Origin of the sequence: Sphingobium sp. 3R8 (assembly GCF_020166615.1) — a bacterium.
GTDB classification, from domain to species: Bacteria; Pseudomonadota; Alphaproteobacteria; order Sphingomonadales; family Sphingomonadaceae; genus Sphingobium; species Sphingobium bisphenolicum.
Genome location: NZ_JAIQXR010000001.1, coordinates 64,785 through 88,208 on the forward strand (window position 1 = coordinate 64,785; position 23,424 = coordinate 88,208).

Below are 23,424 nucleotides of genomic sequence, written 5' to 3' on the forward strand. Positions count from 1 at the left end.
TCAGCGCCAGCCGGCATCGATGAAATAATCATGGGCGGTGCAGTAACGCGCATCGTCGGACGCCAGGAACATGGCCAGCGCAGCGACATCGACGGGCAGGATGCGGCCGTCCAGGCATTGCGCCGCGACGATCTCCGCCTCGCCTTCGGGCGTGTACCATTTTTCCTGGCGCGGGGTCTTCACATTGCCCGGAATGATCGTGTTGACGCGGATATTGTCGCGGCCCAGGTCGCGCGCCAGGCTGCGGGTCAGGCCCTCGATGGCCGCCTTGGCGGTCTGGTAGAGGGTCAGCTCGGGCAGGGCGAGGTGCCAGCTTATCGATCCGAAATTCAGGATCACGCCGCCGCCCGCGCGCTTCATCGCGGGCACCGCCGCCTGCGCCGCGAAAAAGAGGTGGCGCAGGTTCACCGCCATCCGCTCGTCCCAATAGGCGGGGGTCACTTCCTCGATCGTGTGGCGGTCGTCATTGGCGGCATTGTTGATGAGAATGTCGATCCCGCCAAGCTGCTGCTCGACCGTCCCGATCATCGCCTGCACCGCTTCGATGTCGCGCAGGTCGACGGCGTGAAAGATCGGGGTGACGTTGGCGCCAGTGAGGCGGGCGACCAGCGCGTCGCTCTCCGCCACGGCGATGTCGCAAAAGGCGACATGCGCGCTCTGGCCGACGAACGCCTCGACCAGCCCCGCGCCGATGCCGCTGCCGCCGCCGGAAATGAAAACCCGCTTGCCCTTCAGACTGGGATAGATGGCGCTCATGCGGCGGTGTCTTTCAGCAGGCCGCGCGCGGCGAGATTGGTCATCAGTGCGGTGAGGCCATAGGTCCAGGGCGCGGCGTCCTTCGATGTCACGACCATGTTGACCAGCTTGCCGAGGCGCGGGGTGGAGATGGCGACGACGTCGCCGACCTTGTGGGTAAAGCCGCAGCCCGGATCGTCGCGATCCTGCACCGGGGCGAAGAGCGTGCCCAGGAACAGCGCGAAACCATCGGGATATTGATGTTCCGACAGCGTCTGGCGCACCAGTTCCAGCGGATCGCGGCTGATCTGGTTCATGCTGCTTACGCCTTCGAGGCGATAGCCTTCGGGACCGTCGATCATCAGTTCGACTTCGGCATTGCGCACATCGTCGATCGTGAAGTCGCCATCGAACAGGCGGATCAGCGGACCAAGCGAGCAGGACGCATTATTGTCCTTCGCCTTGCCCAGCAGGAGCGCCGAGCGTCCTTCGAAATCGCGCAGATTGACGTCATTGCCCAGAGTCGCGCCGATAGCGCTCCCAGCGGCATTGGCGATCAGCACTATTTCGGGTTCGGGGTTGTTCCAGGTGGAATCGGACCGGATGCCGATCTGCGCGCCCGCGCCCACGGTCGACAGCACCGGCGCCTTGGTGAACACCTCCGCATCCGGGCCGATCGCGACCTCCAGATATTGCGACCACAGCCCGTCCTCGATCAGTGCGGCCTTGAGCGCGGCGGCTTCGGGCGAACCGGGCACCACGGCGCGGATCGAGCCGCCGACGCGCTCTTCCAGCCGGCCGCGAATCTCCGCAGCCGCGCTGGCATCGCCGCGCGCCCGTTCCTCGATCACCCGTTCGATCGCAGAGAGGGCGAAGGTTACGCCGCACGCCTTGACGCATTGCAGATCGACCGGGCTGAGCAGCGGCAGATCGAGCGCATCGACCGGGCCAAGGGCTTCGCCGGCATCGGCCGCCAGCGGCAGCTTTTCGATCAGTTGCGCCACGGTCGGTGCGACGCGGCTCATATTATGAGCGATGCCGTCGCGGACCAATATGGGGCTGGGGCCATCAGCGGTCAGGACACGGCCAAGAAACAGGCCGGCGCGCCAGTCGGCGGGCAGGCAATCTACCAAGGTGGACAAGGAGGCGGCCCCCGACATCATCAACTCCTAATGGGACGGTTGTTAATTGATAGCGCTACCAACATGGATCGGGGGGTGAAGTCAAGAGGGTGCGCGCAAAATGCAAAAGGTGGGAGGGGGAAGCAGTTCCGGCTTTTCGTGGCCGCCGCTTTGGGGCATAGCATTGCGAACCATGAGCAAGCCTGAAGACAGCGCGCCGCCGGTCGGTGCAGACGCCGCAAAGCCCACGCCCCCCGCCGCCGCAAAGGCGAAGGAAAAGGATAAGGTCGATCTCGCTACCGCGGCGATCAAATCGGCCGGAAAGGGCGTATGGGCGGGCGCGGCGGTGGGCATCGGTTCTGCCGCGATCATTGCGGCGCTGCTCTACACCCGCAAAAAAGGTTGATCGCGCGGCGCATTGGCGGCGCACTTCTTCTCAATATTCGGACTTAAAAAAGAGGCGGCATGGCCTTCGTTCCATGCCGCCTCCGGGTGCGACCCCTCAGGCTCTATATCCCCGCCTTCGTGACAGGGGGGAATCAGCCTTTAGCCTGCGCCGCCACTCAGGTAGCTGACAAGTTCAGGCTTGCTGACGGAAATGCTCTTATCTTTGTCGGCGGTCGTAAATGCGCCGTTGGCCCAAGCCGTGACCTGCTCGGCAGGCAGGGTCGACCCCGTCGCCTTCATTTCCTGGCCCTTCAGCGCCACCATCCAGCGCGAAAATTCCGACTGGTCGAGTTGCCCGTCGCTGTTCGCGTCATAGGCGGGGAATTCACTGTCGACGATCGACGCGACCGTTGCGGCGGTGTTGGCCGGAGCAGCGGGCGTCGCTGCCTGCGGTGTGGCGGGTGCGGCCGGAGTCGCAGGCTGGGGCGCGGCAGGGCTGGCGCCCTGGTCGGGCGCCATGCCCTGTTGCGCCATGGCGGGTGCCGCTATCGCGAGGGCGGTCGAGAAAAGAAATATGCGGACCATGGTAATCTCCTGTCACCTTCGAATGTGCCGGGAAATAATTGTTCCGGCGATGTCGATTTGCTGCGGAGATAATGGATGACGACTGGTGAATGTTCCTGAACATCCATTCATGTCTCTTCATTCGTCTTGAAAATATGGTCGGCTCGTCGGGCTTCATCATTTTGGGCGGCATGGAATCTTGTCGATCACCCTTTCTTCTCTCTCGATTTGCCCCGACGGAGCGACGCTGCTAGGCGCGCGGCAACATTTCTCCTCCAACCGCAGGATTCGCCCATGGTCCCCCGCTATTCCCGTCCCGCAATGACCGCGCTCTGGGAGCCTGAAGCCCGTTTCAAGATCTGGTTCGAGATCGAGGCGCATGCGACCGAGAAGCTGGGCGAACTGGGCGTCGTCCCGCCGTCCGCGGCCAAGGCGCTGTGGGACTGGTGGGCCACGAACCCCAGCATCGACGTGCCCGCGATCGACGCGATCGAGGCCGTGACCAAGCATGACGTCATCGCCTTCCTGACCTGGGTGGCCGAACAGGTCGGCGACGAAGCCCGCTTCATGCATCAGGGCATGACGTCCTCGGACGTGTTGGACACCTGCCTTGCCGTGCAATTGGCCCGCGCCGCCGACATCCTGATCGACGATCTGGACAAGCTGCTCGACGTCATCAAGCGTCGCGCCTTCGAACATAAGCTGACGCCGACCATCGGCCGCAGCCATGGCATTCATGCCGAACCAGTGACCTTCGGCCTCAAGATGGCCGAAGCCTATGCCGAATTTTCGCGCTGCAAGACCCGCCTGATCGCCGCGCGCGCGGAAGTCGCGACCTGCGCCATTTCCGGCGCGGTCGGCACCTTCGCCAATATCGACCCTGCGGTCGAAGAGCATGTCGCGGAAAAGCTGGGCCTCGCCATCGAGCCGGTATCGACCCAGGTCATCCCGCGCGATCGCCATGCGATGTTCTTCGCGACGCTGGGCGTGATCGCCAGCTCGATCGAGCGCCTCGCCGTCGAGGTTCGCCACCTCCAGCGCACCGAAGTTCTGGAAGCGGAGGAATATTTCTCGCCGGGGCAAAAGGGTAGCAGCGCCATGCCGCACAAGCGCAACCCGGTGCTGACCGAAAACCTGACCGGCCTCGCCCGCGTGGTGCGCGCCGCCGTGGTGCCCGCGCTGGAAAATGTCGCCCTGTGGCATGAGCGCGATATCAGCCACTCGTCGGTCGAGCGCTTCTTTGGTCCCGATGCGACCATCACCCTCGACTTCGCGCTCGCCCGCCTGACCGGCGTCATCGACAAGCTGCTCATCTATCCCGAGCGGATGATCAAGAATCTCGACAAGATGGGCGGCCTCGTTCACTCGCAGCGCGTGCTGCTGGCCCTGACCCAGGCGGGCGTCAGCCGCGAGGACAGCTACCGCTACGTCCAGCGCAACGCGATGAAGGTGTGGGAATCGGACGGCCAGCTATCGTTGCTGGAACTGCTCAAGTCCGACCCAGACGTCACCGCTGCGCTGCCGGTCCAGGAGATCGAGGACAAGTTCAACCTCGATTATCATTTCAAGCAGGTCGACACGATCTTCCGCCGGGTGTTCGGCGAGGCCTGACCACCTCCGTTCGCTTCGAGCGAAGTCGAGAGAAGCGGCCAGCGCTGCGCTTCCCTTCTCTCGACACGCTCGAAACGAACCTATGTTGTCGTCATCGCCCGCCCAGCCGCGGGCGCATCCGCGGCGCGGCGTCCGATTGCCGGCGGATCAGCGCATGGTCCAGCACCAGATGCTCGGCTGCCTCCGCGCCGTTGCTGCGCCGCCCCTTCAACTGCCGCACCAGCACCTCCACCGCCGCCCGCGCCATCGCGCTGATCGGCTGGCGGATGGTCGTCAGTTCCGGCCAGATGGTGGTGGCGAGCGAGGTGTCGTCGAAGCCGCAGACCGTCAGGTCGCCCGGTACATCCAGCCCGCTGCGATGCGCGATCGCGACGGTGGCGGCGGCCATGTCGTCATTGCTGGCGAAGATGGCGGTCGGCGGATCGGCCAGCGCCAATATATGTTCGGCCGCATCGAGGCCCGACCGATATGTAAAATAGCCCTGTGCGATCAGTTCGTCCTGCACCGGCAGGCCCGCTTCGGTAAGCGCCGCCACATAGCCCTCGAACCGCCGGGCGCTGGCGCTCTGGTTCGGGTTGCCCTTGATGAAGCCGATGCGGCCATGGCCCAGGGCGATCAGGTGCCGGGTCATTTCATAGGCGGCCTGCCGATCGTCGATGCTGACCGCGGCCAGGTCTGACGGCGCGCGCCCCGTCGCCACCGCCACGGCGGGAATGCCGGCCTTGGCCAGCGCGTCCACCATCTCATCGAGGTCGCAGAGCGGTGGCGGCAGGATCACGCCGTCTATCCGCCCGCGTTGCAGATGGGCGACGACAGATGCGATCGATGTCTCCTCGTCCCATTTCTCCACGACAAGGTCGACGCTGCTGCGGCTGGCCTGGTCCAGGCTGCCGACCAGAAATTCGCTGAGATAGGAGGAAGAGGGGTTGGAGTAGAGCAGGCCGATACGGGTTTCATCACCCCCGGCCAGCGTCCGCGCGGCGGCACTGGGTGCATAATTGAGCGCAGCGATCGCCGCCTCCACCTTCTCGCGCGTGGCTGCCCGCACCACCTGCTCGCCATTGATGACGCGCGAAACCGTCATCGGCGACACGCCGGCATGGGTGGCGACATCGTTGATGGTGGGCGCGTTGCGCTGGCGGCGCGATGATCGTGTATCGCTCAAGGCGGTTATGCTTTCGTTGGAATGATGTCGCTGCCGAAATGGGTGCGACATCATTCGTAATAATTAAAGCGAAAAATCAGTTATGGCCGGGCGCATAGGGGAATTTCAGCGCTTTGTACCAGTTCAGATCATGGCCGGGTTCGGCGGACCCGGCGGGCAACGGACGTTTGGAGATCGACTGGAAATAGGCGATGCTGGCGTCGCGCCACCACTGGGCTTCGCGATGCTGGATGGTCAGGAAGGCGTCCGTCTCCGCGAACCGCTCTGCATCGACATAGGGTTTCAGCGATGCCCATGTCGTCTGCATGGTCGCGACATAGTTTACGCCCCGATCATAGCGATGGATCAGCCCGTCCCACAGCGTCTCGCCGGATTGCAGGCGATAATCCCATGGCACATGATGGAACCACAACAGGTCGCGTTCCGGCGTGCTCTTTACATTGTTCCACATCTTCGCCACCGGCGGGGCATATTGGCCCGCCGCGTCACTGCCGCTCTTCGTCCGGTCAAAGCCGATGCCGTTGGCGTCCGCCTTGTGATAATAGACCGGGTTCCATTCGGGCCGCGCCAGTTCCGATACCCACGGCCCCGGACCATAATGATGGCCCGTGTCCATGACATGCGCCAGACCCAGCGGCGTCATATAATCCACCGCCGCCTCGCGCGATCCCATCATCATCCTGACCACGGGCTGCACGACCTTGGGATCGGGCGAAAAGGTCATCTCCGCCCATTCCTTCGCGATCGTCTCCGCCGACAGGCTGGTATCCCAGGCCAGACGGCCGAAGGCATACCAATCCGCCTGATTGAAGATCGACCCGCTCCAGTCGCGATCGACGCCGATATTGGCGACGCCGGCAATGCCGGTCAGCTTATGGCCCTCCAGCGATCCGTCGATCACCTTGGCCACCGTCGATCCCTTGCCCTTGGCGTAGGTATCGGCGTCCAGCACTTCCTCGAACAACGGTCCAAGGTAAGTGAGGTGCGTCGACTGGCCCAGATATTCCTTGGTGATCTGGAATTCCATCATCAGCGGCGTCCTGGGCATCGCGCCGAACAGGGGATGGAAGGGCTCGCGCGGCTGGAAGTCGATCGCGCCATTCTTCACCTGCACGATCACATTGTCGGCAAACTTGCCGTCCAGCGGCTTGAAATCACTATAGGCCTGTTTGGCGCGGTCGTCGGGATTGTCATGGGCATAGACGAAGGCGCGCCACATCACGATGCCGCCATGCGCCTTTACCGCAGCGGCCAGCATGTTCGCGCCATCGGCATGGGTGCGGTTGTAATCCTGCGGTCCCGGCTGGCCCTCGCTGTTCGCCTTGACCAGAAAGCCGCCGAAGTCTGGAATCGCCTTGTAGATTTCGTCCGCCTTCGCCTTCCACCATGCGGCGACGGCCGGGTCGAGCGGATCGGCGGTCTTGAGGCCATCCAGTTCCATCGGCGCGGTCCATTTGACCGACAGATAGACCTTGATGCCATAGGGACGGAAGACATCCGCCAGTGCTGCCGCCTTGGCGATATAGGGCGCGGTCAGGCTATCCGCCTTGGCGTTCACATTGTTGAGGACAGTGCCGTTGATGCCGATCGAGGCATTGGCCCGGGCATAGTCGCTATAGCGCGGCCCTTTCCAGTCGGGCAGGCGCCACCAGTCCCAGATCGACTGGCCGGCATAGCCGCGCTCGACCGTGCCGTTCAGATTGTCCCAATGGTTGAGCAGGCGCAGGCCGATTTTCGGCGCGCTGCGTATGTCCAGATTGTCCAGCTTCTCGCCGCTCTGGGCGAGGCGCAGCCAATGATAGGCGCCATGGAGCAGGCCGATGTCGCTGTTCGCGGCGATCAGCGTGACCGCCTTGCCGTCCATCATGATGGTGCGAATCGCATAGCCTTCCTCGCCCAGCCCGTCCGTCTTCACCGGCAGGGAAGGGGTGGACGCCGGCGTCGCCAGCAGCAGCGCGCCTTGCTGGACCGTTGCTGACAGCGCCGGCGTCGTCCCGGTCATGCCGGCGATACCGCGTTGCAATTCCTGGGTCGCGATGGCCAGCGTCGGGCTGCTTCCGCTTGCCACGATAGCGTTCGCATGGGCCGCCAAAACGCCAGCGCGCGACGGTTCTACGCGCGCATAGCGCAGCCACAGATCATAGCCGTCCTCGGCCTGCGCCATGGGCGCCAGAACCGGCGTCAACGCCGTTCCGGTCACGGCAATCATCCAGCAAAACAGGCGCGCTTTCACGAAGATCCTCTCCCTTGTCCCGAACGTCAAAGCCCATTGATCGGGCATTGACAAGTCTCTCTTGTCGAAGCAATGGTAACGCTATCAGTTCAGCCACGGCAAGCGGAAAGATTGTCGGGGAAATAAAATGGAGAGGGCGTCGTGATCCGTAACCGCAAAATATGGTGTGCCGCGTCGGCGCTGGCGTTGAGTGTCGCCTTGCCGATGGCGCCTATTCATGCGGCGCCCGCAACGGCATCGGCCAAGGCTGTGTACAAGGATGCCGGCGCGCAGATCGAGGCGCGCGTCGACGATCTCCTGGCGCGCATGACACTGGACGAGAAGATTGCCCAGATCACCACCGTCTGGCTCGACAAGGTCAAGATTTTCGATGACCGGCTCCAGCTCGATCCCGCGAAGCTGGCCGCGCAATATCCCCATGGCCTGGGCCATTTCACCCGTCCTTCCGATGCGAAGGGGGCCGTTAGTCCTCGGGTCGCACCAGGACGCAATCCGCGCCAGACGGTCGCACTCGTCAACGCCCTGCAAAAATGGGCGACGACGCAGACTCGGCTGGGCATCCCGATCCTCTTTCATGAAGAGGGGCTGCATGGCTATGCGGCCGTCGGCGCGACCAGCTTCCCCCAGTCGATCGCCATGGCGTCCTCCTTCGACACGGACATGCTGCGCGACGTCAACAGCGTGATCGCGCGGGAGATCCGCTCGCGCGGCGTGCCGATGATCCTGTCTCCGGTGGTGGACATCGCCCGCGACCCGCGCTGGGGCCGGATCGAGGAAACCTATGGCGAAGACCCCTATCTCGTCAGCGAAATGGGTGTCGCCGCAGTCGAAGGGCTTCAGGGCGTCGGCCGGGAGCGCAATCTGCGTGATGGCAAGGTGTTCGCCACGCTCAAGCATCTGACCGGCCATGGCCAGCCCGAAAGCGGCATCAATGTCGGCCCGGCGCCGGTATCGGAGCGCGAACTGCGCGAGAATTTCTTCCCGCCCTTCGAACAGGTGGTGAAGCGCACCGGCATCGAAGCCGTCATGGCCAGCTATAACGAGATCGACGGCGTCCCCAGCCATGCCAATCGCTGGCTGCTGGAAAATGTGCTGCGTGAGGAATGGGGCTTCAAGGGGGCGGTCGTGTCGGACTATTCGGCGATCGACCAGTTGATGAGCATCCATCACATCGCCGCCAATCTGGAGGAGGCCGCGATCCGCGCGCTCGACGCAGGCGTCGACGCGGACCTGCCCGATGGCCTGTCCTATGCGACGCTGGGCAAGCTCGTGCGCGAAGGCAAGGTGAGCGAGGCGCAGGTCGACCTGGCCGTCCGCCGGATGCTGGACCTTAAATTCCGCGCCGGGCTGTTCGAGCATCCCTATGCCGATGCCGCCGCATCGGAAAAAATCACCAACAACGCCGAAGCCCGCGCGCTGGCGCTCAAGGCCGCGCAACGCTCCATCACCCTGCTCAAGAATGACGGCATGCTGCCGCTTAAGCCCGAAGGCACGATCGCGGTCATCGGCCCGAGCGCGGCCGTGGCGCGGCTTGGCGGCTATTATGGCCAGCCGCCGCACAGCGTCTCGATCCTCGAAGGAATCAAGGCCAAGGTCGGTGGCAAGGCCAACATCGTCTTCGCGCAGGGCGTGAAGATCACCGAAAATGACGACTGGTGGGAGGACAGCGTCACAAAGTCCGATCCCGCGGAGAATCGCAAGCTGATCGCGCAGGCGGTCGAGGCTGCCAGAGGCGTGGACCATATCGTCCTGACGCTGGGCGACACCGAACAGTCGAGCCGCGAAGGCTGGGCCGATAATCATCTGGGCGACCGTCCCAGCCTCGATCTGGTTGGCGAGCAGCAGGCGCTGTTCGATGCCTTGGAGGCGCTGGGCAAGCCGATCACCGTCGTCCTCATCAACGGTCGCCCGGCCTCCACCGTGACGATCAGCGAGCAGGCCAACGCTATTCTCGAAGGCTGGTATCTGGGTGAGCAGGGCGGCAACGCTGTCGCGGACGTGCTGTTCGGCGATGTGAACCCCGGCGCGAAGCTGCCCGTCACCGTACCCCGCTCGGTCGGGCAGCTGCCTATGTTCTACAATGCCAAGCCCTCGGCGCGGCGCGGCTATTTGTTCGACACCACCGACCCGCTCTATCCCTTCGGTTTTGGCCTCAGCTACACAACATTCGACCTGTCGCCCCCGCGTCTGGCCGCGGCCCGCATCGGCACGGGCGGCAAAACAACTGTCTCGGTCGATGTCCGCAACAGCGGCGGGCGGGAGGGCGACGAAGTCGTCCAGCTCTACATCCATGACAAGGTCAGCTCCGTCACGCGCCCGATCAAGGAATTGAAGGGCTTTCAGCGCATCACCCTGAAGCCCGGCGAAACCCGCACCGTCACCTTCACCATCAGCCCCGAGAGCCTCCAGATGTGGAACGATCATATGGAGCGTGTCGTCGAACCGGGCGATTTCGAGATCATGATCGGCAACAGTTCGGTCGCGCTCCAGTCCGCGACGCTGACGGTGACGCCGTGAGCCTCGCGCGTCGCCAGGCGCTCGGCCTGCTCGCTTCGACCTCGCTGTTCGCGGCGGCCCCGGCCGTGGCCGCAAAGGGGAAGGGGCCGCTCTACAAGGATGCCTCCGCGCCCATCGACCTGCGCGTCCGGGATCTGCTGGACCGCATGACACTGGAGGAGAAGGTCGGCCAGATCATCGCGCTCTGGGCGACCAAGGCGGATATCATGGACGACCTGACCTTCTCGCCGACCAAGGCGAGCAGGGCCTATCCGAACAGCTTCGGCCAGATTACGCGCCCGTCCGATCGGCGCGGTGCGCCCGACGGGTCGCAGCAGGCCGGTGGCGTCGGCGCCCGCTGGCGCACCCCGGCCGACACCGTCGCCTTCATCACCGCCGTCCAGACATGGGCGATCAAGGAGACGCGTCTCGGCATCCCGGTCCTCTTCCATGAGGAATCGCTGCACGGCTATATGGCAACCGACGCGACCATGTTCCCGATGGCGATCGGCATGGCGGGCAGTTTCGACCGCCAGTTGATGCAGGATGTCCAGTCCGTCATCGCCCGCGAAGTCCGCGCCCGCGGCGTTCATCTGGCGCTGTCGCCGGTGGTGGACATCGCCCGCGATCCGCGCTGGGGCCGGATCGAGGAAACCTTCGGCGAAGACCCTTATCTCTGCGGCGAAATGGGCGTCGCGGCGGTGCTGGGTCTGCAAGGCGAGAGCAAACAGCTTGGCCCGGACAAGGTCATGGCGACGCTCAAACATATGACCGGTCATGGCCAGCCTCAGAGTGGCGAGAATGTCGCGCCAGCGCCGATCAGCCAGCGCGAACTGCGCGAGAATTTCTTCCCGCCCTTCCGTCAGGTCGTGAAGCGCACCGGCATCGCTGCCGTCATGCCGTCATATAATGAAATCGACGGCGTCCCGTCGCACCAGAACAAAGGGCTGCTCGGCGACATTTTGCGCGGCGAATGGCATTTCGACGGTGCGGTGGTCAGCGACTATGGCGCGGTCCACGAACTCGACACCATCCACCATGTTCAGCCCGACCCGGAGGCATCGGCCCGCGCCGCCCTCCGCGCCGGCGTCGATTGCGAGTTGCCCGATGGCCAGACCTATCGGACGCTCGTGGAACAGGTCCGCGCGGGCAAAGTGCCCCTCGAAGCGGTCGACATCGCAGCCAAGCGCATGTTGACGCTCAAGTTCCGCGCGGGCCTGTTCGAAAATCCCTGGCCGCGCCGCGACTATGACACGCTGACCGGCAATGCGGAGGCGCGCGCGCTCGCGCTCAAGGCCGCGCACAAGTCGATCGCGCTGCTCAAGAATGACGGCACGCTGCCGCTCGCTGCCGGCGCGCACAAGCGGGTCGCGGTGATCGGCCCCAATGCCGCCATCGCGCGATTGGGCGGCTATTCTTCCATTCCCCGGCAGGACGTGTCTTTGCTGGAAGGGGTGAAGGCCAAGCTCAAGGGCAAGGCGGAGGTCGTCCATGCGCAGGGCGTCTTCATCACCCAGAGCGAGGATCGCTCGGTCGATGAAGTCTATCTGGCCGATCCCGCCAAGAACCGCCAGTTGATCGCAGAGGCGGTCGAAGTCGCTAAGGGCGCTGATATCATCCTGCTCGCCATCGGCGACACCGAACAGACCAGCCGCGAAGGCTTTGCCAGGAACCATCTGGGCGATCGCACCAGCCTCGACCTGGTCGGCGAACAGAATGAATTGTTCGCGGCGATCAAGGCGACCGGCAAGCCCGTCGTGGTCTGCGCGATCAATGGCCGTCCGCCCAGCTATCCGACCGTGGTAGACGGGGCCAATGCGCTGCTGGAATGCTGGTATCCGGGGCAGGAGGGCGGCACCGCCATGGCGGATATCCTGTTCGGCGACGTCAACCCAGGGGCGAAGCTGCCTGTCACCGTTGCGCGCGACGCGGGGCAAATCCCGATCTTCTACAACCGCAAGCCCAGCGCCCGGCGTGGCTATGTGTTCGAGGATATCAGCCCGCTCTTCCCATTCGGATATGGCCTTAGCTACACGAAGTTCGAGTTTGGAAAACCACGACTTTCTTCACCGCGCATCGGTGTGGGGGGCAGCGTCACGGTCGAAGTCGATGTGCGCAATATGGGAGACAGGACAGGGGACGAGGTCGTCCAGCTCTACGTCCATGATCAGGTTGCCAGTGTCACTCGCCCGATCAAAGAATTGAAGGGCTTCGAGCGCGTCACTCTTGCGCCCGGCGAAACGACGACCGTGCGCATTCCGCTTGGCCCCGACGCCTTCAGCTTATGGAATCTCGACATGGAGGAGGTCGTCGAACCCGGCCTCTTCGACATCATGGTCGGACCCGACAGCCAGAATCTCCAGACCATCACGCTCGAAATCATCTGAACAGGACCGCTCAAATGCCTAAGATAATTGATGCCAAGGTCATCGTCACCTGCCCCGGCCGCAACTTCGTCACGCTGAAGATCATTACGGACGAAGGCGTCTACGGCCTCGGCGACGCGACGCTGAATGGCCGTGAACTTTCGGTTGCTTCCTATCTTCAGGACCATGTCATCCCTTGCCTGATCGGTCGTGACGCGCACCGGATCGAGGATATCTGGCAGTATCTGTACAAGGGTGCCTATTGGCGTCGCGGTCCCGTCACCATGTCGGTCATCGCCGCCGTCGATACCGCGCTCTGGGATATCAAGGGCAAGATCGCGGGCCTGCCGGTCTATCAACTGCTGGGCGGCGCCAGCCGCGAAAGCGTCATGGTCTATGGCCATGCCAATGGCACCACGATCGAGGATACGGTCAAGACCGCGTTGGAATATCAGGCGCAGGGGTACAAGGCGATCCGCATCCAGTGCGGCGTGCCGGGCATGGCGTCCACCTATGGCGTGTCGAAGGACAAATATTTCTACGAACCGGCAGACGCCGACTTACCGACCGAAAATGTGTGGAATACCAGCAAGTATCTCCGCATTGTTCCAGAACTGTTTAAAGCGGCGCGTGAAGCGCTGGGCTGGGACGTCCACCTGCTCCACGACATCCATCACCGCCTGACCCCGATCGAAGCCGGTCGCCTTGGCAAGGATCTGGAGCAATATCGCCCCTTCTGGCTGGAAGACGCGACCCCGGCGGAAAATCAGGAAGCCTTCAAGCTGATCCGCCAGCACACCACGACGCCTCTGGCCGTGGGCGAAATCTTCAACTCGATCCATGATTGCCGCGAACTGATCGAAAACCAGCTTATCGATTATATCCGCGCCACCGTGGTCCATGCAGGCGGCATCAGCCACCTGCGCAAGATCGCCAATCTGGCCGATCTTTATCAGGTCCGCACCGGCTGCCATGGCGCGACCGACCTGTCGCCGGTCTGCATGGCTGCGGCGCTGCATTTCGACCTCAGCGTTCCCAACTTCGGCGTGCAGGAATATATGCGCCATACGCCCGAAACCGATGCCGTATTCCCCCATGCCTACAGCTTTGCGGACGGCGCGATGCATCCGGGCGAGGCGCCGGGTCTGGGCGTCGACATCGACGAGGACCTGGCCGCCAAATATGAATATAATCGCGCCTTCCTGCCGGTGAACCGGCTGGAAGACGGCACCATGTTCAACTGGTGATCGACATGATCGGCTCATCTTTTCAGCCTCGGACTTTCACGCCACTTACTTCCGTTCGTGCTGAGCCTGTCGAAGCACGCGTGCGCGCCCTTCGACAGGCTCAGCACGAACGGATGTGGGTAGTGTCAGGCGAGAGGATGAGCCGATGAGCACTGCCATTCCCAAACCCTCCGGCCCACCCAAGCCGTCAGGCAAAGTCCGCTGGATCGTCTGCGGCCTGCTCTTCGCGGCTGTTGTGCTCAGCTATATCGACCGGCTCGTCCTGCCGACGCTCAAGCCCGATCTTCAGGCCCGTTATGGCTGGAGCGAGAGCGGCTATGCCGATCTGGCCATCTGGTTCCAGGCGGGCTACGGCATCGCCTATGTCTTTTTCGGTCGCCTGATCGACAGGATCGGCGCGCGGGCAGGCTATGCGCTGGCCGTGTCGCTGTGGACGATCGGCCATGTCGCGCATATCTTTTTCACCTCGACGGCGGGAATGCTGATCGCCCGCATCCCGCTCGCGATCGGGGAGGCGGGAACATTCCCCGCCGCCATCGCCGCGACCAATGAATGGTTCCCCAAGAAGGAACGGGCGCTGGCCATCGGCATCTTCAATGCCGGGTCCAATGTCGGGGCGATCCTGACGCCGTTGTTCGTCCCGATCATCGCGGTGACGCTGGGCTGGCGCTGGGCCTTCATCCTGACCGGCCTGCTGACGGTCCTGTGGCTCGCGGCATGGCTGAGCTTCTATCGCCGCCCGCGCGAAAAGAAGAGCCTCAGTCCGCAGGAGCTGGCCTGGATCGAAACCGATCCGGTTGAAGAAAAGCGCCCAGTCAAATGGTCGACCCTGTTCCGCCATCGCCAGACCTGGGCCTATATGTCGGGTCGCTTCCTGATCGATCCAGTCTGGTGGACTTTCCTCTTCTGGCTGCCCGATTTCTTCAACAAGCAATATGGCGTGAAGATGCTCGATTTCGGGCCACCGCTGATCGCTGTCTATCTGATGGCGGATGTCGGGTCGGTCGCGGGCGGCTGGGCTTCCTCGCGCTTCATGGGGCGGGGCTGGAGCCTCAACCGCTCGCGCAAGAGCGCCATGTTCCTGGCCGCGCTCTGCGCCGTGCCGATCGCCTTCGCCGCCAGCGCGCCGTCCATGTGGATCGCCGTTGGCCTGATCGGCCTCGCCTGCGCCGGGCATCAGGGCTTTTCCGCCAATCTCTACGCGCTGCCCGGTGACGTGTTTCCCCGCTGGATGGCCGGGTCGGTCGTCGGCCTGGGCGGCCTGTCGGGTGCGGTCGGCGGCATGTTGATGGCCAAGTTCGCCGGCGTGATCCTGGAGAGGATCGGTAGCTTCGGCCCGATCTTTGCGGTCGCCTCCGTCGCTTATCTGATCGCGCTGGCGGTCATCCACTTCCTGCTGCCCCGCTATCAGCCGGTGGTCGCCTCTGTTCCCGGAAATCCCGCATGACCAAGACGCTCAGCCTTCATCCCGATCGCCTTTTCCCGTCCGATCCCGCGACCCGCGACATCGCCCGCCGCCTCTATGCGAGCGTGAAGGATCTGCCGATCGTGTCGCCGCACGGCCATACCGATCCGCGCTGGTTCGCCTATGACGAGCCGTTCGCCAATCCGGCGGAATTGCTGATCGTGCCGGACCATTATGCTTTCCGCATGTTGATGAGCCAGGGCGTCAAGCTGGAGGATCTGGGCATCCCGACCGTGGACGGCAGCGCCACGGCCAGCGATCCGCGCGCCATCTGGCGCCTCTTTGCCGAGCGTTATCATCTGTTCCGGGGCACGCCCACGCGCATGTGGATGGACTGGGTCTTCGCCGAAGCCTTCGGCATCGACGTGCAGTTGAACGCGGACACCGCCGATCATTATTACGACATCATCGACGCCGCGCTGAAGACCGATGCCTTCCGCCCGCGCGCCTTGTTCGAACGCTATAATATCGAAGTGATCGCCACGACCGAAGGGCCGCTCGATCCGCTCGACCATCATCGCGCGATCCGGGCGTCCGGCTGGGATGGCAAGGTCATCACCGCCTATCGCCCCGACCCGGTGCTCGACCCTGACGATCCGCGCTTCATCGCCAACGTCCGGCGCTTCTGCGCCATGGCGGGCGAGGATGTGGACAGTTTTGCCGGCTATCTGCGCGCGCATGAAAAGCGCCGCGCTGATTTCCGCGCGGCGGGCGCGACATCGACCGACCATGGCCATCCGTCCGCCTTCACCGCCAACCTGCCGCGCGAAGAGATCGAGTCTCTGTACGCCAGGGTCATGACCGGCCCGGTCACCGCGCGGGACGCGGAGCTGTTCCGCGGCCATATGCTGACCGAAATGGCGCGGATGTCGATCGACGACGGCATGGTGATGCAGTTGCATCCCGGCGTCCATCGCAGCCACAATGCCGCCGTGCTGGCGCGTTTCGGCAAGGATAAGGGTGGGGACATCCCCACCGCAGGCGAATTCGTGCAGGCGTTGAAGCCGCTGCTCGACGTTTATGGCAATGATCCGCGCCTGACGCTGATCCTCTTCACCCTGGACGAGGATGTCTATGCGCGCGAGCTGGCGCCGCTGGCCGGCCACTATCCAGCGCTCAGGCTGGGGCCGCCCTGGTGGTTCCATGACAGCCCGGAAGGGATGCGCCGTTTCCGCGAGCGGATGACGGAAACGGCAGGCTTCTACAATACGGTCGGCTTCAACGACGACACGCGCGCCTTCCTGTCGATCCCGGCTCGTCATGACGTCGCCCGTCGCATGGATTGCGCCTGGCTCGCCCAGTTGGTCGCCGAACATCGGCTGGAGGAGGATGAGGCGTTCGAATTGGCGCGTGCGCTGGCCTATGACCTTGCCAAGGCGGCATACAAGCTATGAGCCGCCTGTCCATCACCACCCTCGCGCAACTGCCCGCCGACATCACCCCGCCGGCCTATGACCGCGCCGCCGTGACCTGCGGCGTCGTCCATATCGGCATCGGTGCCTTCCATCGTGCCCACCAGGCGGTGGTCTTCGACGATGCCCTCAATGCCGGCGACCTGCGTTGGGGCGTCATCGCCGCTTCGCTGCGGTCACCCGGCGTGCGCGACCAGATGCAGCCACAGGATGGCCTCTACACCATGCTTGTACGCGATGGCGCGACGGAACGAGCGCGCCTGATCGGCGCGGTCCGGCATGTCATCGTCGCGCCGGAAGAGCCGCAGGCGCTGCTCGCGGCGCTGGCGTCGCCCGATACGCATATCGTCACGCTCACCATCACGGAAAAGGGCTATAAGCTCGATCCGTCGACCGGCGCCCTGATCGCGGACGATCCGCAACTCGCCGCCGACCTCATCTCGCTCGATAGTCCGCAGACCGCGCCCGGCTATCTGGTCGCCGCGTTGGCCTTGCGCCGCGCCGCCGGCCTTGCGCCCTTCACCGCGATCAGCTGCGACAACCTCCCGCATAATGGCGCGCGCCTGCGCAATGCCGTGCTGGAACTGGCACGGCGGCACGACGCCGGTCTGGCCGACTGGATCGCAGAGCATGGCGCTTTCCCTGAAACCATGGTCGATCGCATCGTGCCGGCGACCACGCCCGAAGACATCGCCATGCTGACCGAACGGCTCGGCGTCGAAGACCGGGCGATGGTCAAGACCGAACCCTTCCTGCAATGGGTGATCGAGGATCGTTTCTGCAGTCTGCGCCCGGATTTCGGGGCAGGGGTCCAATTGACCGCAGCCGTTGCGCCATGGGAAGAGGCGAAGCTGCGCCTGTTGAACGGCGCGCATAGCGGCATCGCCTATCTGGGCGGTCTGGCCGGTATCGACCATGTCCATGAGGTGCTGGCCCTGCCCGAAGCCCGCCATTTCGTGGAAAGGCTCTGGGACGAGGCGGAAACGACGCTGTCGCCGCCGGCCGAGCTGGACGTCGCAGCCTATCGCCGCGAGCTGATGGCGCGCTTCGACAATCCGACGCTGCGCCACCGCACGCGCCAGATCGCCATGGACGGATCGCAAAAGCTGCCCCAGCGCCTGCTGGCGCCCATCGCCGCGCGGCTCAAGGCAGGGCAGGGGATCGACGCCCTGTCGCTCGCCGTCGCAGCCTGGATTCGCTGGCAGGCGGGGTGCGATGACAGGGGTATCACCCATCAGGTGGATGATCCGCTTGCGGCGCCCATCGCCGCCGCGCTGGCCGGGGCGCAGACCGCGCAGGAACGCATCGCCGCCATTCTCGCTTGCGACGCGGTGATTGCGCCTGCGCTCGCCACGGACGATCGTCTGCGCGCGGTCCTGACCCGCTGGCTCGTCCTGCTGGAAACGCAGGGCGCGCGCGGCGCCTTGGCGGCATTTTGCGGGTGATGACATAGCGACCTATATCGTTACCACCCAGCGTCTTTCAGCGTCTTGACAAAGTCGACGGCCGCTTTATTGAAGCATTAGTGATAGCGCTACCAGTTTAAGCCCACCGGAGAGTCGGGGGCTGCGCTCAGGAGAGGGGTTTGTTCATGTCTTCACGCACCCATATGTTTCGCATCGCCCTGTTCGCGGCTTCAGCGGTCGGTTCGCTGAGCCTGGCGCAAGCCGCGCTGGCGCAGGATGCCGCGCCGCAGGCCGATCCGGCCGCCACGACAGCGCCGCATGATGATGTCGCCGACATCGTCGTCACCGGTATTCGCGGGTCGCTGCAGAGCGCTACCAACGCCAAGAAGGACGCCGTCGCCTTCGGTGACTCGATCTTCGCCGAGGATATCGGCAAGCTGCCCGCCACCAACCTGGCCGAAACGCTCAACCGCATGCCCGGCGTGCGCCTGAACCGTGACACCAACGGCGAAGGCACCCAAGTGGCGATCCGCGGCCTTGGCCCCAGCTTCACCCGCGTTCTGCTGAATGGCTCGCAGATTCAGGTCGCGTCCGATGGCGGCACGAATGGCGGCAGCGCCAACCGCGAAGTCGACCTGGACTTCTTCCCCTCCGAACTCTTCACCCGCCTCGACCTCGCCAAGAGCCCGTCGCCCTCGACGCTGGAAGGCGGCATCGCCGGCACCGTCAACCTGCGCAACGCGCGTCCCTTCGACAAGCCGGGCACCCACATCACCGTGGTGGCGCAGGGCCAATATACCGACAGCAATGATCGTCTCAGCCCGCGCGGTGCGATCGTCGCCAGCCACACCACCGACACGTTCGGCATTCTGGTTGGCGTCGCGGGGGTCAAGACGAAGACCCGGGTCAAGGGCTTTGAATCGGTCGGCTGGACCGATGGCAATCTTGGCGCTGGCGATGCGGGCGGCAACAATTTCTCCTGGGCGTCTGTCGTGCCGGCCAATGCCGGCCATGGCCTGGTCGCCGGCCAGCCGGTCGATGTGGTCGCTACGTCGGGCCTGACCCGCGATCAGCTCAGCACCGCGCTGATACCGCGTCTGGGTCGCCAGAGCCTGACCGACGGCACGCGGTCTCGCATTTCGGCGCTGGCCTCGCTCGAATGGCGCCCCAGCGACGAACTGCATTTCGCGATCGACGGTTTGTGGGCCAAGTCGAAGCGCGACTACAGCAAGGTCAATATGAACTGGCAGGTCCGCAATTCGGGGCCGGGCAGCACGGCGCAATCGACCGGCGGCATGATCCCGATCGATCTGACGGTGGACGACAACGGAGTCGTGACCAGCGGCACCTTCGCCAACTCGTCCTTCTTCCTGGAAGCCAGCCTGTTCAAGCAGACCACGAAATTCTGGAACATCAACCCCAGCGTGACCTGGCAGCCGACCGAAGACCTGAAGATCGACCTGTCCGCCAACTATTCGAAGAGCAGTTTCTTCCGCGAGCAGCCGACCTGGGCCTTCCAGACCACGCCAAACTCCGGTGTCGATGTCTATTATGACAATAACGGCGGCGATTACCCGTCGATCACCAGCAATCTCGACCTGAACGATCCGAACAATGGCAGCTGGCAATGGTATCGCCAGAATATCGCACTGGTCCGCCGCAAGACCGAAACGAAGGGCGCGCATCTCGACGTCGCCTATGGCGATGACATGTTCAACGTAAAGGTCGGCGCAGCGTTCGACCAGGCGACCCGTTCGATCCGCGCCTATGACAATAGCACGGCTTATCAACTATCGGTCTGTGGCACGGGCTGTACCGGCGCCACGGGATCGATCACGACCAGCCAGATCGCGCAATATCTCAATAGTTCGTCTACTGCCGGCTTCATCGTGCCTGATTTCAATGCGATCATGCAGGCGACCAACTATGCCAGCTATCGCGATAGCGCACCTGAAACACGCGGCGCCGTCACGGGCGGTGCGACCGGCGACATGGACGAAAAGGTCATTGGGGCCTATTTCGAACTGAATGGGGTCACGACCATTGCCGACCGTGATCTGCACATCAATGCAGGCATGCGCTATGCCCATACCGATCAGGAGGTGGTCGGCCCCAGCCAGGTCGGCACCGCGATCATCGACATCACGTCGCGGTCGAAATATGAAAATTTCCTGCCGTCGATCAACCTCACCTACGATGTCGCGGCCAATCTGAAGCTGCGTGCATCGGCTTCGCGGACGATGACTCGTCCGGATGCGGGGCAGATCCTGCCGGGCGTCACATTCTCCGACCCGTCGGCGCTGCTGGCGACGGCGGGTAATCCGGAACTGCAGCCCTACACGTCGGACAATTATGATCTCGGCGGCGAATTCTATACCGGCGGCATCGGCTATATCGGCGTGTCGGCCTTCATGAAGAATATTCAGGGCTTTACCGTCACCACCTCCAACCAAGTCACGTTCGGATCGCTCAATATTCCGTTCAGCAGCCTGCTGTCGACCCAGCAGAATGCGCTGACCGATCGCGCCGCTGCCACCGGCGTTGCCGTCAGCGACCTGCCGATTACCGTCAATCGCCCGGTCAACCTGTCCGACCTGAAGATCAAGGGCCTGGAAGCGACCTGGGTGCAGCCGCTCGACTTCCTGGTGAAGGGCCTCGGCTTCTCCGCCAACGGCACCTATCTCAAACAATCGTCTTCGTCCGGTCTGGTCGCGACCGGCGTATCGAAATATTCGTATAACCTTCAGGGCTTCTACGAAAATGACGGTCTGTCGATCAGCGTCAACTATGTCTGGAACGACAAGTCGATCGCCGTGAACAAGCCGCAAAACGGCATCAGCAACGCATCGCTGCGCAATGATGCGCGTGGCCAGCTCGATATGTCGGCCGGCTATCAGCTGCCCTTCTTCAACAAGGCGCTGCGCCTGACGGTCGATGTGCTCAACATCACCGACGAGCCGATCCGTACGACCTTCGAATATGATAATGCGGCCTACTCCGTTTACTATCCCGGCCGTTCGGTCCTGGCCGGCATCCGCGCGAATTTCTGATCCTCCCCCAAGGACACCTCGCAGGGTCGGCGGCAACGCCGGCCCTTTTTCTTCCGCTGTTCTGACACGGCCGATCGACATCGGATCGGCGAACGAAAGGTCCGGCCATTTCGGCTTTGCCCTTTCAATGTAGCATTTTCTTTGATCTACCAAGGTGATGGGCCGTTCGATCCGTCTTCCCTTGCCGTCGCGGTCGGCGCTCTGTCCTCCGTTACGGACGGGACAAATTTCCGGTGGCTTCGGCGTTACTTTGGCGTGACCTATCGGGCGCTTCGGGGTGGCTTTGCAGGCGCAATCGGGCTGAAAAGCCCGACAACGGTGTGAACTTCGGCGCCGACCCGAAGAACCATGCCATTATCGCGGTCCGCCCGGCAGGGGACCATGATCGAAAGGAAGTTGATCAAATGTCCCTCCGTTTCTGGTCCTGTCTGCTTCCCGCCCTGTTCGCAGCCGCTCCCGTCGATGCGAAAATCTGCGCCCCGACATGGGTGGCGGGCTGGGCCTCCTCTCAGTTCCGGCCGACCGGCGACGCGGCGCTGCCCGTCGGCACGCTGGCGGACCGGACTTTGCGCCAGATCGTCCGCCCTTCCCTATCCGGCGACCGCGTGCGCGTGCGCCTCTCCAACCTTGCCGGAACCCGGCCGCTTGTGCTGGCCGGCGCCAGCATCGCCCGCGCGCGGGGGCCCGCCTCTGCCGCAATCGAACCCCGCACGCTGATGGCGCTCCGCTTCGATGGGCAACCCGACATCGTCATTCCGGCCGGCGCGGACTATCTGTCCGACCCGGTGTCGTTGCCGACAAAGGCGCTGGATACCATCGCCATATCGATCCGCTATGTCGGCGAGCCGGAACAGACATCGCATCCCGGATCACGCGCGACGTCATGGCATCTGCCCGGTGACCACCTCACTGATGCAGCCATGGCCGGTGCAGCCAGCTTCGATCACTGGTTCAATCTGGCCGCGCTGGAGGTCGAACGCTGTGCGCCCGCCAAGCTGATCGTCGCGCTGGGCGACTCGATCACCGATGGCAAGGGTTCCACCACCAACGGCAACGATCGCTGGACCGATCGGCTGGCGGAACGGCTGCAGGCCGACCGGAAGCGCCGAGCCATCGCCGTCGTCAATCAGGGGATAGGCGGCAACCGCCTGTTGCATGACGGCCTTGGCCCCAATGCGTTGGCCCGGCTGGACCGCGACGTGCTGGCCCAGCCCGGCGTCACCCATCTGATCCTGCTGGAGGGGATCAACGATCTCGGCACGCTGACCCGCGATGCGCCGGTGAGCGTCGACGCGCACCGGGCCCATGTCGCCCGCATCATCGGCGCCTATCGCCAGATCGTCGCCCGCGCCCATTCCAAGGGCGTGAAGGTGATCGGGGCAACAATCATGCCCTTCGTCGGCAACGCCTATTATCATGCCGATGCGCAGAATGAGGCGGATCGGCAGGCGGTGAACGCCTGGATCAGGCAACCGGGCAATTTCGATGCGATGATCGATTTCGATCGCGTCATCCGCGACCCTGCGCATCCCGACCAGTTACTGCCCGCCTTTGACGACGGCGACGCGCTCCATCCCTCGCCCAAGGGGTACAGGGCGATGGGGGAGGCGATCCCGCTCAGCCTTTTCGACTGATCCGCTTGTGCCCCGCCTCCAGCACCGTCTCCATCGCGACGAAGGTCGAAGTGCTGGCGACATGGGGCAGGGCGCTGATCTTTTCGCCCAGCACCATGCGGTATCGCCGGATGTCCGCGGTGCGCACCTTGAGCAGATAGTCGAAATTGCTCGCCAGCATATGGCATTCCTCGACCTCCGGGATGCGCCGCACCGCCGCGTTGAATTCGCGCAGCGCCGCTTCCCGTGTGTCGGACAGCTTCACCTCGGTAAAGGCGATATGGTCCATGCCCAGTTTCGCCGGATCGACGATCGCCCGAAAGCCGCGGATGACGCCCGCTTCCTGCAAACGTTTCAGCCGTACCTGGCACGGCGTCTTGGACAGGCCGACCTGCGCGGCAAGATCGGTGACGGTCATCCGCCCATCTTCGACCAGGGCGGCGATGATCCGCCGGTCGAAATCGTCCAGATCGACCGCTTTGGGTATATTCTCCATAACATCTGCCTAACAAAGCCACTTTAATAAGTCACTCCGGCTTCTGGAGGGCCGTTG

At 63.7% G+C, this 23,424-nt stretch carries 16 protein-coding genes; 10 read left to right on the plus strand and 6 right to left on the minus strand.

What is annotated here, in order from left to right:
- Both K9B33_RS00370 and K9B33_RS00375 read right to left on the minus strand, forming a co-directional pair.
- Positions 1-756, minus strand: a complete 756-nt coding sequence (locus tag K9B33_RS00370; RefSeq protein ID WP_224545818.1) for an SDR family NAD(P)-dependent oxidoreductase — start codon at positions 754-756, stop codon at positions 1-3.
- A complete protein-coding gene (locus K9B33_RS00375; protein ID WP_411973974.1) occupies positions 753-1,895 on the minus strand; it encodes a fumarylacetoacetate hydrolase family protein in 1,143 nt (380 codons plus the stop codon). Before K9B33_RS00375 ends, K9B33_RS00370 begins: the two co-directional genes overlap by 4 nt.
- A gap of 154 nt (positions 1,896-2,049) precedes the next feature.
- Here K9B33_RS00375 and K9B33_RS00380 point away from each other — a divergent pair, with 154 nt between their 5' ends.
- Positions 2,050-2,262, plus strand: a complete 213-nt coding sequence (locus K9B33_RS00380) for a hypothetical protein (protein WP_224545821.1) — start codon at positions 2,050-2,052, stop codon at positions 2,260-2,262.
- A gap of 140 nt (positions 2,263-2,402) precedes the next feature.
- Here the strand turns inward: K9B33_RS00380 and K9B33_RS00385 are convergent, their stop codons facing one another.
- Entirely contained in the window at positions 2,403-2,828 is a 426-nt protein-coding gene (locus K9B33_RS00385; protein ID WP_224545823.1) for an EF-hand domain-containing protein, read from the minus strand.
- A 273-nt stretch (positions 2,829-3,101) separates the two neighbouring features.
- On the opposite strand from K9B33_RS00385, the gene purB reads away from it, so the two are divergent.
- A complete protein-coding gene (gene purB, locus K9B33_RS00390) occupies positions 3,102-4,418 on the plus strand; it encodes an adenylosuccinate lyase (protein ID WP_224545825.1) in 1,317 nt (438 codons plus the stop codon).
- A gap of 91 nt (positions 4,419-4,509) precedes the next feature.
- Here the strand turns inward: purB and K9B33_RS00395 are convergent, their stop codons facing one another.
- Both K9B33_RS00395 and K9B33_RS00400 read right to left on the minus strand, forming a co-directional pair.
- The gene (locus K9B33_RS00395) at positions 4,510-5,583 is read right to left on the minus strand and encodes a LacI family DNA-binding transcriptional regulator (protein ID WP_224545826.1); all 1,074 of its coding nucleotides are present in this window, start codon (positions 5,581-5,583) and stop codon (positions 4,510-4,512) included.
- Positions 5,584-5,659: 76 nt separating this feature from the next.
- On the minus strand, positions 5,660-7,792 hold the full coding sequence (locus K9B33_RS00400) for an alpha-glucuronidase family glycosyl hydrolase (RefSeq protein ID WP_263499426.1): 2,133 nt from the start codon (positions 7,790-7,792) through the stop codon (positions 5,660-5,662).
- Between the two features lie 165 nt (positions 7,793-7,957).
- On the opposite strand from K9B33_RS00400, the gene K9B33_RS00405 reads away from it, so the two are divergent.
- From K9B33_RS00405 to K9B33_RS00440, 8 genes are all read left to right on the plus strand, one after another.
- The gene (locus K9B33_RS00405) at positions 7,958-10,333 is read left to right on the plus strand and encodes a glycoside hydrolase family 3 N-terminal domain-containing protein (RefSeq protein ID WP_224545828.1); all 2,376 of its coding nucleotides are present in this window, start codon (positions 7,958-7,960) and stop codon (positions 10,331-10,333) included.
- Positions 10,330-12,699, plus strand: coding sequence for a glycoside hydrolase family 3 N-terminal domain-containing protein (locus K9B33_RS00410; RefSeq protein WP_224545829.1), 2,370 nt, complete (start codon positions 10,330-10,332; stop codon positions 12,697-12,699). Before K9B33_RS00405 ends, K9B33_RS00410 begins: the two co-directional genes overlap by 4 nt.
- 14 nt (positions 12,700-12,713) lie before the next feature.
- Positions 12,714-13,925, plus strand: a complete 1,212-nt coding sequence (manD, locus tag K9B33_RS00415; RefSeq protein ID WP_224545830.1) for a D-mannonate dehydratase ManD — start codon at positions 12,714-12,716, stop codon at positions 13,923-13,925.
- A gap of 145 nt (positions 13,926-14,070) precedes the next feature.
- Complete coding sequence (locus K9B33_RS00420; RefSeq protein WP_224545831.1) at positions 14,071-15,372, plus strand: MFS transporter; 1,302 nt, start codon at positions 14,071-14,073, stop codon at positions 15,370-15,372.
- Entirely contained in the window at positions 15,369-16,784 is a 1,416-nt protein-coding gene (uxaC, locus tag K9B33_RS00425; RefSeq protein ID WP_224545832.1) for a glucuronate isomerase, read from the plus strand. Before K9B33_RS00420 ends, uxaC begins: the two co-directional genes overlap by 4 nt.
- Positions 16,781-18,247, plus strand: coding sequence for a mannitol dehydrogenase family protein (locus K9B33_RS00430; RefSeq protein ID WP_224545833.1), 1,467 nt, complete (start codon positions 16,781-16,783; stop codon positions 18,245-18,247). Before uxaC ends, K9B33_RS00430 begins: the two co-directional genes overlap by 4 nt.
- Positions 18,248-18,393: 146 nt before the next feature.
- Entirely contained in the window at positions 18,394-21,258 is a 2,865-nt protein-coding gene (locus tag K9B33_RS00435) for a TonB-dependent receptor (RefSeq protein ID WP_224545834.1), read from the plus strand.
- Positions 21,259-21,662: 404 nt separating this feature from the next.
- Positions 21,663-22,892: an SGNH/GDSL hydrolase family protein gene (locus tag K9B33_RS00440; RefSeq protein WP_224545836.1), complete on the plus strand. Its 1,230-nt coding sequence runs from the start codon at positions 21,663-21,665 to the stop codon at positions 22,890-22,892.
- On the opposite strand, the gene K9B33_RS00445 is transcribed toward K9B33_RS00440, so the two are convergent.
- Entirely contained in the window at positions 22,876-23,367 is a 492-nt protein-coding gene (locus K9B33_RS00445; protein WP_224545838.1) for an Lrp/AsnC family transcriptional regulator, read from the minus strand. The two genes, K9B33_RS00440 and K9B33_RS00445, sit on opposite strands and share 17 nt — an antisense overlap.
- Positions 23,368-23,424 lie beyond the last annotated feature (57 nt).

What these genes read in the sequence shown, in the direction of transcription:
- K9B33_RS00445 (WP_224545838.1), bottom strand. Translation starts at nt 23,367, where the DNA reads ATGGAGAATATACCCAAAGCGGTCGATCTGGACGATTTCGACCGGCGG.
- K9B33_RS00370 (WP_224545818.1), bottom strand. Translation starts at nt 756, where the DNA reads ATGAGCGCCATCTATCCCAGTCTGAAGGGCAAGCGGGTTTTCATTTCC.
- K9B33_RS00430 (WP_224545833.1), top strand. Translation starts at nt 16,781, where the DNA reads ATGAGCCGCCTGTCCATCACCACCCTCGCGCAACTGCCCGCCGACATC.
- purB (WP_224545825.1), top strand. Translation starts at nt 3,102, where the DNA reads ATGGTCCCCCGCTATTCCCGTCCCGCAATGACCGCGCTCTGGGAGCCT.
- uxaC (WP_224545832.1), top strand. Translation starts at nt 15,369, where the DNA reads ATGACCAAGACGCTCAGCCTTCATCCCGATCGCCTTTTCCCGTCCGAT.
- K9B33_RS00420 (WP_224545831.1), top strand. Translation starts at nt 14,071, where the DNA reads ATGAGCACTGCCATTCCCAAACCCTCCGGCCCACCCAAGCCGTCAGGC.
- manD (WP_224545830.1), top strand. Translation starts at nt 12,714, where the DNA reads ATGCCTAAGATAATTGATGCCAAGGTCATCGTCACCTGCCCCGGCCGC.
- K9B33_RS00375 (WP_411973974.1), bottom strand. Translation starts at nt 1,895, where the DNA reads ATGTCGGGGGCCGCCTCCTTGTCCACCTTGGTAGATTGCCTGCCCGCC.
- K9B33_RS00400 (WP_263499426.1), bottom strand. Translation starts at nt 7,792, where the DNA reads ATGATTGCCGTGACCGGAACGGCGTTGACGCCGGTTCTGGCGCCCATG.
- K9B33_RS00385 (WP_224545823.1), bottom strand. Translation starts at nt 2,828, where the DNA reads ATGGTCCGCATATTTCTTTTCTCGACCGCCCTCGCGATAGCGGCACCC.
- K9B33_RS00435 (WP_224545834.1), top strand. Translation starts at nt 18,394, where the DNA reads ATGTCTTCACGCACCCATATGTTTCGCATCGCCCTGTTCGCGGCTTCA.
- K9B33_RS00380 (WP_224545821.1), top strand. Translation starts at nt 2,050, where the DNA reads ATGAGCAAGCCTGAAGACAGCGCGCCGCCGGTCGGTGCAGACGCCGCA.
- K9B33_RS00440 (WP_224545836.1), top strand. Translation starts at nt 21,663, where the DNA reads ATGTCCCTCCGTTTCTGGTCCTGTCTGCTTCCCGCCCTGTTCGCAGCC.